Here is a 13808-nt window from a genome sequence, read left to right as displayed (position 1 = left end):
GCGTTACCACGTGGCAGTACCTCTTCGGGGAATACAAACTTCTCGTGGGGCTGGTCCTGAGGAGCCATCCACGCACGAATACCTTCGTTAAGCAGAATGTTCTTGGTGTAGAACGTTTCGAATTCAGGGTCTTCCGCAGCGCGGGTTTCCTGAGAGACAAAGTCGTAAGCTCGCAGGTTGAGTGCGAGACCGACAATGCCAATGGCACTCATCCATAGCCCGGTCACGGGGACGAAGAGCATGAAGAAATGCAACCACCGCTTGTTGGAGAAGGCGATACCAAAAATCTGAGACCAGAAGCGGTTTGCCGTCACCATGGAGTAGGTTTCTTCGGCCTGAGTGGGTTCGAAGGCACGGAAGGTGTTAGCCCCTTCGCCATCTTCAAACAGTGTGTTTTCCACGGTAGCTCCGTGGATGGCACACAAGAGTGCGCCGCCCAGGACACCGGCAACGCCCATCATGTGGAAGGGGTTGAGGGTCCAGTTGTGGAAGCCCTGCAAAAAGAGCAGGAATCGGAAGATGGCGGCCACACCGAAGCTGGGTGCAAAGAACCAGCTGGATTGGCCCAAGGGGTACATCAAGAACACCGACACGAACACGGCGATGGGTGCCGAGAAAGCGATGGCGTTGTAAGGACGCAGGCCGACGAGCCGAGCGACCTCGAACTGCCGGAGCATGAATCCAATCAAGGCGAAGGCACCATGGAGTGCGACAAACGCCCAGAGGCCGCCGATTTGACACCAGCGAACGAAGTCACCTTGAGCCTCAGGCCCCCAGAGCAGGAGCAGGGAGTGGCCCATGCTGTCAGCGGGAGAGGAGACAGCAACTGTCAGAAAGTTAGCGCCTTCGAGATAGGAAGACGCGAGTCCATGGGTATACCAGGACGTAACGAAGGTGGTGCCAGTGAGCCAGCCGCCAATGGCCAAGAAGGCGCAGGGGAACAGCAGCAAACCGGACCAGCCGACGAAGACAAATCTATCGCGCTTGAGCCAGTCATCGACGACGTCGAAGACGCCTCGATTAGCTCCAGCACGGCCCATTGCAATGGTCATCTCAAATCCTCTAGTCGATTTCCAAATCAGTAAAGATTAAGACTGCTGCTAAGTTCAGATGACCGAGGGCACAAAATAAAAAAATAATCCGCAATGCGGAATGATGCCTTGGTTTATTCGATCGTCCTGATCAGCAGAGAATTAAATTTACTTATCTTTACCATTCTTCTCATTATAGGGTGATCTTTCTGAAAGGCTACTGTCATTTTTGCAAGTAGTAGTTTCTCTTAAGATTTGACGGTTTGCTTCCCTCTCTAGATTTATTGATGCCGTACATGTCGGCCATTTTTGACATACTAGAGACCGGACTCCTCGGAAAGATTAATTTTTTGCTCATGTACATAGTCGAACTTTCAATGAAGCACACGGCCTTACCCATGTCGGTGCAAAAGCAAACAAAAGAAGCTGCGGATGATGCCTACGCTATGGTCCTAAATGCGCTCAAAACTGGTCAGCCTGTGATTGTAGAGTTGAGTTGTGACAAGCAAGAGGGGAAAAAGCTATCGGTTTTGGTGAGCGAGCTGGCAGCGGTACAGGTCTATGAGAAATCAGGCGGAGCATCATCGTCGGGTAAGGCGGCTGGATTTTTTGCTATGGCAAACGAGTAGTGTCAGGTCGGTTTTAACGTTTTTGCTCCAATAGGGGGTGGGGAGTAGTGAGATGTGCCTTCTTTGCTTCCCCACTCCCATTGTTAATGGAGCAATCAGCCTGATGGATTGCGACTATGGGTGCATACCTAATGAATATAGGGATGTTTTAATTTTTGATGATTGATCAGTCTTGTGCGATCGCAATTGAAGATTTGCATTTTAGCTGGGACTCAGGCGCGATAGTACTTGGTGGATGTTCGTTACAGGTGCAGCCAGGTGAGTTTTGTATGCTGCTGGGGACCAATGGCAGCGGTAAGTCCACATTACTGAGACTATTGGCTGGTTTGTTGGATGCGCCCCAAGGCTCTATTTATCTGCAGAAACCGGTGGGATTTGTTTTTCAGAACCCTGATCATCAGCTGGTGATGCCAACAGTGGGAGCGGATGTGGCCTTTGGCCTGGTAGATGAGGATATGCCCTATGAGGCGGTGCGTAAGCGAGTGGATGAAGCGCTGTCGATGGTTAATCTTTTGCATCTGAAGCGGCGTCCGATCTATGCTCTGAGCGGTGGTCAGAAACAGCGGGTTGCGATCGCAGGAGCCCTGGCTCAACATTGCCGAGTACTGTTATTTGATGAACCGACAGCTTTACTTGATCCAGACAGTCAGCTGGAGTTGGTAGCCCAGGTGCGAGATCTCGTGAAACGTCAGGGAATTACAGCACTGTGGGTGACCCATCGCTTGGTGGAATTAGACTATTGCGATCGCGCTATTTTGCTTGAACAGGGGCGTGTAGCGACTCAAGGTGCTCCCGAACAAGTGAAACAAGCGTTGCAAAATCTGCATTTAACCTAAAAGAAAAATTCCCAAAACAGCTTGATACGTAGATAGTGGACGTTAAGCTAGAGGAATCCTAGGCTTACAGTTATCCCGTACTCACCAATGAACGTTCCTCCCTCACAGGCCATATTGCTAGTCGACGGGTATAACGTTATTGGTGCGTGGCCTGAATTAACTGGACTACGAGATGTACAAGGGTTAGATATAGCGCGTACGAGCCTGGCTGAGACACTGGCTAACTACAGCGCCTATAGAGGATATGACACCGCGCTAATTTTTGATGCCTATGGCCAGCGTCAGGCCCATCGCATCGAGAAGTTTACTCAGCATCTCTCCATTCACTACACCAGCTTTGGGCAAACCGCCGATAGCTACATTGAGATATCCTGTGCCAAATTTCGCAATGATATTCGTAAATTTGAAAAGCGATTAATTGTCGCCACATCCGATCGTGCTCAGCAGTTGACGGTAGTTGGTTATGGAGCTGAGTGGATGTCAGCAGCTCAGTTAAATGCTGATGTGACCCTTTCTGTTCAAAAAGTCAAACATCGGCAAAAGCCTAAAAAACAATCTAAGCAGCGCTTCCTTTCAAAATCTCTAAATCCAGAGATGCAGGCCAAACTCGCTAAACTACGCTCTAAACTTACCGATTGATAGCTATTGAAGGGAGTGGCTCCAATAACATTTTCCTATCTGCTCAAGGTTTTTCTAGGAAAAATTAAAAACCTGCTTGCATAACGGTCATAAAATTGCCTATATTGATAAAGCTGAACAATCCTCAGTAGCTCAGTGGTAGAGCGGTCGACTGTTAATCGATTGGTCGTAGGTTCGAATCCTACCTGGGGAGTTTAATTGAATAGACCGGTTTATAGCCAAGTTTATGCGGTGCTTGACATTGTCCTCGTATGGCATTTTTACATTGCTTTTCTTTGGCGGGCACCTCTGCTCTCAATGCCTGATGCCTAATGTAGTGGTTACGTAGGGCCTGTGTTCTGAGTTTTGCAGGGATAGCGTATCGTGAATTAAACCTTAAGCTATGGTCGATGTAAACGATTGTAGCGATACTATGTATTTGGGATAATATTTGTCTTCCATTCTAAAAATATATAATTTTTGAGGGGAGCAAATGGAGGTCTATACCTAGACTGCTAAATTCCACACATAACAAACTCTCTGTCTTATAAGATGCCTCGTATACTTGTCATCGATGATGATCCGGCTATTTCAGAACTGGTGGCAGTTAACCTGGAAATGGCTGGGTACGATGTCAGTCAGGCTGAGGACGGTGTGAGGGGGCAAGCATTAGCTGTGCAGCTCCTGCCCGATCTAATCATGCTTGATTTGATGTTGCCTAAGGTAGACGGCCTTACCGTTTGCCAGCGTGTTCGCCGCGATGAGCGAACAGCGGATATTCCTGTGTTGATGTTGACGGCCTTGGGGCAAACCCAAGATAAAGTTGACGGCTTTAATGCGGGTGCTGACGACTATCTCACCAAGCCGTTTGAGCTAGAGGAGATGTTAGCGCGAGTTAGAGCGTTGCTGCGCCGTACTGATCGCATTCCCCAGGCTGCGAAGCATAGTGAAATTCTGAGTTATGGTCCATTGACGTTGGTGCCTGAGCGCTTTGAAGCTATTTGGTTTGAGCGCACGGTTAAGTTAACACACCTGGAATTTGAACTCTTGCATTGTTTATTGCAGCGTCATGGTCAGACAGTTGCGCCTAGTGAAATTTTGAAGGAAGTTTGGGGCTACGACCCGAACGATGATATCGAAACAATTCGTGTGCACATTCGACATTTGCGCACTAAGTTAGAGCCAGACCCACGTCATCCTAAATTTATTAAAACGGTCTATGGTGCTGGCTACTGCTTGGAGCTACCTCAAGACGAGCAGGTCTTTTCTACTCGTGCAGCGAGTTAGACACATCAGTTAGAGCTGACATTGGAGAAGACAATTTAGTGTTTAGTTTTTATCGATCGCTGGATATTTTGAGGTACGCAATCACAGCATCGTCAATAACTGTTGAAGGGAGGCTAGAAAGCCTCCCTTTTTGATTTGTGTTGGTGCAGGTGCGAATAAAAAAATCAAACAAATAAAATAAAACCCCTGATAGAAATATGCCTATCAGGGGCCTGATTTACTTTTGTAGAAATCTCACAGATCGTCTAAGACCCTAGAGTGGGCTTACTTAGTAACGACTTCCACTGGGGAATAGTCTGCCGGTGCTAGAGCGTTACCGCGAATCAGGCTACCAATAGTCTTAGCAGTAATCTTCATCTGTGTGAAGGGATTAGCTGGAACGACGGTCTTATATAGGTAGCTATCAAATGTAAGCTTTTGAACATCCATGTCCGCACACATTTCAACAAAAGCTTCGCGGGTAGCATCGGAACGGTAGAAGACGCGTTGCAGAATATCCAGTACAAGATAGGTGATACCGTACTGCTTGTCCCAGCGCTTAATGTAGGTCTTCAGTTCCGCTTCATTGAGGATGCGCTCACCACTGTTAGATAGTTCAACAATAGTCTCTGCGCACATGCGGCCAGACTTGGCAGCAAAGTAGATGCCTTCACCGGAAGACTTGGTGACTGTACCAGCGGCATCACCCACTAGAGCGACCCGACCAACCACACGACGAGGTCTGGGGTGCTCAGGAATGGGATGGGCTTCTACCTTAATAATTTCACCACCTTCAAGGCGCTTAGCAGCGCGCTCGCGGATGCCCTTTTGCAGCTGCTTGATCTTTGCTTGGTTAACTCGCATGGTGCCAGTACCAACAGCTACGTGATCATATTTAGGGAAGACCCAAGCGTAAAAGTCAGGAGAAACATCGTCACCGACATACATTTCTGCTAACTCTTCGTAGTAGCCCATTTTGTCTTCGGGCAAACGAATACGCTCTTGGAATGCGATCGCATAGTTATAATCACCCGCATCAATAGCACGAGCCACACGGGAGTTAGCACCATCGGCACCAATCACCATGTCTACCTGCAGTGTTTTCGCATCACCCTGCAGCGTACCGTTGGAGTGATCAGCATAATGCAAGGTATAGGGGTCCTTGTCGTTAGAGGGAATTTCTAACTTGTGGACAGTGCCGTTAATTACCTTAGCGCCAAGCTTTTCCGCTCTCTCACGCAAGAATCCATCCAAGACCTCACGACGGCACATGCCGATATACTCATCGTCCTTAAGCGTGCCACCGATATTCACCTCAATATTAGAGGGAGAGATCATCTTCATCTTACGCACGCGGCGGTCAATGATTTCAGGAGGCAAGTCAAACTCATCCACCATACAAAGGGGAATCGCTCCGCCACAGGGCTTAGCGTTGTCTAACTTGCGTTCAAATAGATAAGTTTCAATACCTGCTTTTACGAGTGTCTCAGCAGCAGAAGAACCTGCTGGACCACCGCCAACAACCGCAACCCGAAGTGCCAAGGTTTTTCTCCAAATCGATTAAAAGCTATGGTGTGTATGCTATCACGCAGATTTGAGCTGATATGCCACACTCTCGCAGATGTAACGAAAATGAAACAAGATCGGAGTTTTGCAGAGGAAAAACTGCGACTTGAAGAGATCGGATCAGCCAAAAAGACTAATCAAAGGCTAGATGTCAAGAATTCAAGGGGCATTAGCCAAAATAGATATCTTTCTTTACGTAAAGATTTACGTAAATTCTCGTACCTTACGCCAATTGGCTGAGTGAATGACGTTTCTAATTTATGAGGATTTACTTATATTTATAGATGGGGATGAATTTTAAGGTGCTGCAATCAAATTAATTAATTCGATGCAGTGATTGCGGTTTGGATAGCGACTTCTTGCTAGCAGAGGTTCGCTGTTTCGAGCAACCCAAAAATTCGATTTTCTCGACAACTAGTCAGCAATTCATGGGTTGAAGACTTGCGTCAACAACCTGACATTTGCTGGCGCATATCTATAGTGTTTCCTTAAGGGTGTGAGATGCATCAAACGAATAAGACGCAAGCTTTAGACGGACAGCTTGCAGCTGCTAGCCCAGCCCAGCTAGCCCAGCTTTGGGCTAAGCGATATGTTATCTCCGTCGAAGAGTATAACGAACAGGGAAGTGATGCAAGTTTAGAGAGCCGACCAGCGATTGTTGAGCATCTCACATCAGAGTTGCGTTCTGCTAGCGCCAAGGCATGGAATTTGACTGAGTCGCTGCTTGCCCAAGAGGTAAAAAGGCATCGTATCAATTCTACTTTGATTGATCCATGGAGTGTTGCTGGTGATGTGCGCAGAGTGTATGTCAAGGCTCTGATGGCGTATGCCAACTACATTTCTCCTCGGCAGTTATCGGTGAAAATTGCGTCTAGTTTAGGGGCAATTCGTAAGCGCTATACTGCTGGAGATCCTCGGCTGATTGGGTTTGTCAGCATGCAGTTTCATCACTGTGGTCAAATGTTGGTGGAGGCTGCACCGCAGGAAGAACGCGATCTTCTTTTCTCCTATTTCAAGGTGATTGATGATCATCTCTACATGCCGTTGCAACGTGCCTATGAGGCGGCTGCCAGGTATGCCTACGATGATGAGCGCTTAAAAGTTATTCAAGCGTTGTTGCCCTACAGTACTGAGATTGCGAACACCGTTGTCAATCGGGTCAACCAGCTTTATCCCAACTATCAGTGCTATACAGATTTACTGAATAGTGAGGTGGTGCGCATGTCTAGTGTGCGCGATACAGAGATGTTTCAGATCTATCTGTGGACCTGTGTCTTGGAGCAAAGTTTGGCACCTATTCAGCAGGAGCTTTTTCCTCTGTGTGTCATGCTTTACCCGACGCTGAAGGTTAATTGGGAGTTGGTGAGACAGATGCTCCATTTGCTGGGTCGAGAATTTAATCGATATGTAGAACAAGAACAGGTTCAGCATTATGCGCCCTATCATCAGGCGTTATGGGAAATGTTCTCCCCCAGTGTCTTTCCTGATGTGATTTAGCAGGGCGTCTATATGAATGGGGCTGTGATTAATGACAGGTGGGTGATTAGTGAGATGTTTGTGACTGCATTCGTAGTTGCAGCGATCGCAAAATCAAAACGCCACCCAGAGTGCTAGCCATTAGCCACAGCCAAAATTGGTGGGCCATGGTGTGATCTAAGGCCCATCCCCCCAAGGGTGGACCAATCAAATAACCCACGGCCCAACACATCGAATTCACCGATAGATAGACACCTCGTAGTTCCTTGGGGGCAATGCCGACTACTAGCGCCGAGGCAATTGGTGTGTAGGCTACGGTTCCCAGGGCCATAGTCGTCAAGCCAATCAGGACAAATGCTGGTGGAGTTATGAGCTGCTGTCCGACTAACCAGGTGCTGAAAAAGGTGAATGCCCAAAAAGCTAAGGCAATCATCAGGGCATGGGGTTGGGCAAAGCGCTTGAGCCAGCGGGCCATGGGTAGCTGGCAAAAGGCTGTGAGGACAATTGCCCAGGTGAAAATTCCACCGACTGCGGCGTGGTTATCGAGACTGGTAAAACGATTGAGATAGAGCGGTAGTGTGCTCTGAGATTGAGAGAGATACAGGGTGAATAGGCTGTTGACTACGACGTAGATTTGGAGGGTGCGATCGCACATTGCCACTTGCCAACCCTGCCAAAAATTGCCCGCTGTGGTTTTGGTGCTGAGAGTTTCTGTAATCGCAATGGCCACGATGGCATAAAACACAATGAATGTGATGCCGTCCAAGGCAAACAATAATCGGTATGCCTGAAAGGCTGCAATCATAGCGCCACCTAGGACAACCCCTGCACTCAGACCTAGGCTATCGGCCAAACGCACGATGGCGAACGCTTCATTACGATTGTGTACAGTCGTCAGATCGGCTACCACGGCTTCAGTCGCAGGCCAATATAGCCCTACACCCAGACCCATCAATAAATTGGCAATGACAAAACCCGTAAAATCATTGGTAATGACAAAACAGCCATCGGCCACTGCTGAGATTGCGGCTGAGATCAGCAAGGTGCGTCGTCTGCCCCAGCGCGGTGAGTCGGCCATAGAGCCGCCGGCAAAGCGACCGAACATACCCGAAACAGACTGACTTCCTAAACCTAAGCCAATGGCTGTGGCCGATAGCCCTACATCATCGGTAAAAAATAATGGCGCGTAAAACAGGGTAAAGCCAATGCCAATCTGGGATAGTAGTCGACCAGCGGCTAAAATCCAGAGTCGGATATCAAGGTTTGGAAAAAGCGTCACTACTGGCTCAAAGGTGGGGCAAGTCTGGTCAACATACCTGATTTTCAGTCATCTTCTGCATAGTCATTATCTGGGTAGAAAGATCTAAAAGTAAGCAACGTCTATGGCTGGCATGGTCACCTATTTCGTCACATTGCTCTTGCAAATACTGTTTTTTGTTAACAGCACTAACCATATCTGGTTACCTATCATCGTCATATTTATTGCCCTGAAGCTAGCTTCCCAGCGCAACTTTCGACGCCGCTGGGGAAAATTGCTGAGATGTCTATGTGTAGCTAGCGCCATTGGCTATGCATTGGCATTGACGCTGTTGTGGACACAGCAGCCAAGATTACTCTATCGCCCTACCCACGCGCTGCAAACGACACCGGAGTCCCACAACCTTAACTATGAGGAGATATGGATACCGGTTAACCAGGAGCAGCAGCCCCCAGAACATCTCCATAGCTGGTGGCTACCAAAAACCAAAAATCGTTTAGGTACGCTGCTTTATCTCCATGGAGCCGGGTTAAATATTGGGTTTCATGTGACTCAAGTTCACTGGCTACGAAAATTAGGCTTTGATGTTTTGCTGGCAGAATATCGCGGGTACGGTCTGAGTGAAGGGGACTTTCCAACGGAACGTTCTTTTTATGAAGATGCTGAAGCGGCGTTGGGCTATCTCGTCGATGACCTGGGCATTGCTACCAATGAAATTTTTGTATATGGCCATTCATTAGGGGGTGCGATCGCAATTGATTTAGCCAGCAAACATCCCGAACTGGCTGGAGTCATGGTCCAAAATACATTTACCTCCATGTCGGCGATGGTGGCGCGTTCTGTTTATGCTCGCTGGTTTCCGGTACAGGCGATTCTGCACCAGCGCTTTGAGTCGATTCAAAAAGTACGCCAGCTAGAGATACCAATGTTGTTTATCCATAGCACGGATGACCCGCTGATACCTGTGTACATGGGTAAAAAGCTCTATAAAGCAGCCCGTGGACCTAAAGACTTGATTCTGTATAAGGCCGATGTTCATCACAACGCGTTGGGGGTGTTCAAAGAGCCTGAATATGTAGCCCGCTTACAACAGTTTGTGATGACAGCTCTGAAAGTTGGGTAAAAGCCTCACTTTCTATTAGCCGTTTTTACCCAACAAGCATGGGAATTCCTCGGGTAGAATTCAGTGGGCCTATACAGGCAGATTAATTTTTTTGATGAGTTGAGTACTGAAAACGGTTATGGCAGCAACAGTTCCAGCGGATCGGCAACAGCGGGCTCAGGAGTTGCGATCGCAGCTACAAAAAGCCAGTTATGCCTACTACGTTCTGGATGCGCCTGATCTGCCCGACGAAGTATATGACCGGCTGTATCGTGAACTACAGGATTTAGAAATCCAGTATCCGGACCTGATTACGCCCGATAGTCCTACACAACGGGTGGGTGAGCGTCCTGCCAGTCAGTTCACAGCCTTAGAGCACAATATCCCGCTCTACAGTTTGGAAAATGCCTTTGATATTAATGAATATCGCCAGTGGGAGGCTCGCTGGCAGCGGCAGGCTCCAGATGTTGATCAGGCGGCTGTTGTCGCCGAACTCAAAATTGACGGCAATGCCCTGGCTCTGACCTACGAAAACGGTTTGCTGACCCGAGGGGTCACTCGGGGAGATGGCATTAGCGGAGAAGACATTACCCAAAATATTCGTACCATTCGCTCCATTCCCCTGAGGCTGCAAATTGATAACCCGCCCCCACGGGTGGAAGTTCGCGGTGAGGCCTTTATCCCCAGTGATGTCTTTGAGCGCATCAATGCCGAGCGCCAAGCTAAGGAGGAAGCCCCCTTTGCTAATCCTCGGAATGCAGCAGCAGGCACATTACGTCAGCTAGATTCTCGGGTAGTTGCCCGGCGGCGTCTCGACTTTTTTGCCTACACGCTGTTGTTGCCCGAGGGAGAGGGCGGACTAACCTTGCCTAACACCCAAGAGGATGCTTTACAAGTGCTTCAAACCCTTGGTTTTAAAGTCAATCCCAACTGCAAACTCTGTCCGACGGCTGCTGATGTTGCCCACTTCTACGATTATTGGGACCAGGCTCGTAGTTCGCTACCCTACCTGACCGATGGCGTTGTGGTTAAACTTAACAACCTGGCGCTGCAGCAGCGGTTGGGATTCACTCAAAAATTTCCCCGCTGGGCTATTGCCCTTAAATATCCTGCCGAAGAAGTACCCACAATTCTGCAAGATATGACGGTACAGATTGGCCGCACCGGAGCCGTGACCCCAGTTGCCGAACTAGCTCCTGTGCAGTTAGCCGGTACAACAGTTGCTAGAGCAACGTTGCATAATGCTGACCGCCTGGCTGAACTCAATCTTCACAAAGGCGATACTGTGATTGTTCGCAAGGCTGGCGAGATTATTCCAGAAGTGGTGAGGGTGCTACCGGACCTGCGACCGACAGGGGCTACACTCTGTCGTCTACCCACCCACTGTCCGGAATGTGGTGAAAAATTGGTGAGGCCAGCTGATGAGGCCGTTACTCGCTGTGTCAACCCAACCTGCCCTGCCATTGTGCGAGGCGATCTGATTCATTGGACCAGTCGCCAATCGTTAGACATTGCTGGCTTGGGTGAGAAATGGGTACATCAGCTCTTGGAGAAAAAATTGGTCAGTTCTGTTGCCGATTTGTATGAGCTTACTGTTGAAGATTTGCTGCCTTTAGAACGCATGGGGCAGCAGTTAGCGCAGAAACTTGTGGATGCTATCCAAACGTCTAAGTCACAGCCGTGGTCGCGGGTGTTATTTGGCTTGGGTATTCGCCATGTTGGGGCTGTCAATGCCCAGCTATTAGCCCAAGAATTTTACACGGCTGATCGTCTGGCAGCAGCAGACCCCAAGCAAATTGAGGCCGTGTATGGCATTGGGCCAGAAATTGCCTATTCAGTCCATGAATGGTTTCAAGGGAAGGCCAATCGGCAGCTAATTGAACATCTGAGGTCAGTTGGTGTGCAGTTAGAGGGAACACCTCCGGCTGTAGCGCCCGTGGATTTACCTATGGCTGGCAAAATCTTTGTGCTTACCGGAACGCTGCCCACTCTGAGCCGTCGTGAAGCGAAGGCAAAAATTGAGGAAAGTGGCGGTAAAGTGACTGGGTCAGTCAGTTCAAAAACGAGCTATGTTGTGGTCGGTGCAGATGCCGGATCAAAGCTTGCTAAGGCTGAAAAGTTGGGTATTCAACGTCTAAGTGAAGAAGATTTGCTGGCGTTACTGCAATCAGCATCCGCTTAAGGAATGGCGACTCAGCAGTTTCCAGCTACAAATACAAGGTTATCTATGAAACGAGTGTGCTTATCGGCTGCGACCAAATGCTGCCAGCGACTAATTTTGGGCCTTGGAGCAGTATTGGCAACCGCCCTACCTGGTGAGGCTGCAGAACGAATTACCTTTGCCTTTGGTCCGCTGGAACGGTCCATCGAGCTAGCGGATTTAGATCGGCTGGTGGAAGAAGGGGTGCTTAGTGAGGATTTGGCTTACTATGCACGATTTTTGCCGGATGATTATGACCTTGACGAACTGCGACGAACCCTAACGTGGCGAGTGGAGCGAGATATCGACGCCATTGAGGTAGATGTGGTGTTGCTGGATCGATTCTTCTATACAAAACAGGGAGAATATCTACTTAATATTGCGGCCGATTTTATTCGCACAGAGGCTCGGCGTAGTGATTTGCGGGCATTACGAGGGGCTATTTTAGTCGCCGTTGCAGATGAGGACGAAGGCCTGACGTTGCTGAATGCGATTCGTCAGTTTCCGTCGCCAGAGATCCGTATTGAGTTGGATCGAGGCTTAGGGTTACTACGGGAAATTGATCGAGCGATTTATGAAACGGATGCGTCTATTGCTCTGTTGGAGCGTTTAGGCGCTCCTACCGATGAGCTTTCGCCAGAAGACCAGGCAATTCTGCTGGCTTTGGCGAACCAGGCCAGACAGTCTGGGCCCTATCAGGTTGAGCGACAGAGACTCTCACAGAACGCGCCAATTCCGGCGGACATGTATTTGCCCACACTGGCGGGGCAGCGCCAACGTAATCTCCCCACGGTGATTATTTCCCATGGGTTAGGTAGCGATCGCACCTCCTATTCATATTTGGGGCAGCACTTGGCATCCCATGGTTTTTTAGTCGTTAATGTAGAACATCCAGGCAGCAATGCTGAGCAGATAAACGCTTTATTAGTTGGTCAGTCCGCTGATGTCGTACCCAACGAAGAATTTGTCGATCGTCCGCGCCAAATTTCGCAACTGCTGAACTATCTGGAGCGAGAGGCAATACAGTATGGCAGTTTAATCAATTTTGCCCAAGTTGGTGTGGTGGGGCAGTCGTTTGGTGGTTATACGGCATTGGCGTTGGCGGGAGCTGAGATTGATTTTGACGTGCTGGCGGCTAGCTGTCCCCCCAGTTCACAGTCGTTGAATGTGTCGTTGTTGCTCCAGTGTCAGGCTAGCCAACTAGCAGAGCCTGCTCAAACGACTCTGTCGCTGCAGGATGGACGGGTTAGAGCCGCGATCGCAGTCAATCCCATTACCAGCGTTCTCTTTGGTGAAGAAAGCATGGGGCAAGTCACCACACCTACCATGATCGTGTCTAGTGGAGCTGACACCGTAGCCCCTGCCCTCCAAGAGCAGCTAGTTCCTTTCACCTGGCTGACCCAGCCCGAGCGTTACCTACTACTCATGCGCCAGGGCACCCATTTTTCCACCATTGCCATGACCGAAACCGGTAGTGAGGCCTTTGATCTGCCTACAGAAATTATCGGGCCTGATCCAACCCTGGCCCAAGCTTATCTAGAAGCCTCTAGTCTCGCCTTTTTATCTACTCATCTGCTTGAAGACACCACTTATCAGCCCCTGCTAACGGCTGATGGCATTGCTCAGCTCAACCAGGAGCTGATTAAACTCACATTGGTTCAAAGCTTGACAGGTCCTTCCCTGGTTGAGGAGCTAGGCGGACCACCTCGTTCAGCGGCAGATGTCATCGAGACTCCTGAAGAATTAACCGCGCCTGTCCCTAAAGCACCTGTAGAAGAAGAGCTCGAGACAGAAGATGCTGAACCTGCATTGTCTGCTCCATCACC

Annotated in this window: 11 protein-coding genes and 1 tRNA gene; 9 read left to right on the top strand and 3 right to left on the bottom strand. The window is 49.1% G+C overall.

From position 1 onward, the window contains the following. On the bottom strand, positions 1-1052 hold a 1052-nt coding region (psbD, locus tag N836_RS0138895; protein ID WP_036054061.1), incomplete at its 3' end, for a photosystem II D2 protein (photosystem q(a) protein). A 335-nt stretch (positions 1053-1387) separates the two neighbouring features. Here psbD and N836_RS0138890 point away from each other — a divergent pair. From N836_RS0138890 to N836_RS61150, 5 genes are all read left to right on the top strand, one after another. Next, positions 1388-1660, top strand: a complete 273-nt coding sequence (locus N836_RS0138890) for a hypothetical protein (RefSeq protein WP_031293529.1) — start codon at positions 1388-1390, stop codon at positions 1658-1660. Between the two features lie 158 nt (positions 1661-1818). Then, positions 1819-2496 (top strand): energy-coupling factor ABC transporter ATP-binding protein, encoded by a 678-nt coding sequence (locus tag N836_RS61165; RefSeq protein ID WP_023074710.1) that lies wholly within the window; start codon positions 1819-1821, stop codon positions 2494-2496. A gap of 87 nt (positions 2497-2583) precedes the next feature. After that, positions 2584-3135 (top strand): NYN domain-containing protein, encoded by a 552-nt coding sequence (locus N836_RS61160; protein ID WP_023074709.1) that lies wholly within the window; start codon positions 2584-2586, stop codon positions 3133-3135. Positions 3136-3256: 121 nt separating this feature from the next. Then, positions 3257-3328, top strand: a tRNA-Asn gene (locus tag N836_RS61155). A gap of 338 nt (positions 3329-3666) precedes the next feature. Beyond that, entirely contained in the window at positions 3667-4401 is a 735-nt protein-coding gene (locus N836_RS61150) for a response regulator transcription factor (RefSeq protein ID WP_023074708.1), read from the top strand. Between the two features lie 264 nt (positions 4402-4665). On the opposite strand, the gene chlP is transcribed toward N836_RS61150, so the two are convergent. Beyond that, positions 4666-5922, bottom strand: coding sequence for a geranylgeranyl reductase (chlP, locus tag N836_RS61145; RefSeq protein ID WP_023074707.1), 1257 nt, complete (start codon positions 5920-5922; stop codon positions 4666-4668). Between the two features lie 525 nt (positions 5923-6447). Between chlP and N836_RS61140 the strand changes: the two genes are divergently transcribed. Then, positions 6448-7443, top strand: a complete 996-nt coding sequence (locus N836_RS61140; RefSeq protein WP_023074706.1) for a hypothetical protein — start codon at positions 6448-6450, stop codon at positions 7441-7443. A 46-nt stretch (positions 7444-7489) separates the two neighbouring features. On the opposite strand, the gene N836_RS61135 is transcribed toward N836_RS61140, so the two are convergent. Continuing rightward, positions 7490-8701, bottom strand: coding sequence for an MFS transporter (locus N836_RS61135; RefSeq protein WP_023074705.1), 1212 nt, complete (start codon positions 8699-8701; stop codon positions 7490-7492). A gap of 103 nt (positions 8702-8804) precedes the next feature. Between N836_RS61135 and N836_RS0138885 the strand changes: the two genes are divergently transcribed. From N836_RS0138885 to N836_RS61125, 3 genes are all read left to right on the top strand, one after another. Further along, a complete protein-coding gene (locus N836_RS0138885; protein ID WP_023074704.1) occupies positions 8805-9803 on the top strand; it encodes an alpha/beta hydrolase in 999 nt (332 codons plus the stop codon). 118 nt (positions 9804-9921) lie between these two features. Further along, the gene (ligA, locus tag N836_RS61130) at positions 9922-11964 is read left to right on the top strand and encodes an NAD-dependent DNA ligase LigA (RefSeq protein WP_023074703.1); all 2043 of its coding nucleotides are present in this window, start codon (positions 9922-9924) and stop codon (positions 11962-11964) included. A 45-nt stretch (positions 11965-12009) separates the two neighbouring features. After that, on the top strand, positions 12010-13808 hold a 1799-nt coding region (locus tag N836_RS61125; protein WP_051394644.1), incomplete at its 3' end, for an alpha/beta hydrolase.

It is taken from the genome of Leptolyngbya sp. Heron Island J, from assembly GCF_000482245.1.
In the GTDB taxonomy this organism is placed as follows: Bacteria; Cyanobacteriota; Cyanobacteriia; order Phormidesmidales; family Phormidesmidaceae; genus Leptothoe.
This window is presented reverse-complemented; position numbering and strand designations above follow the sequence as displayed.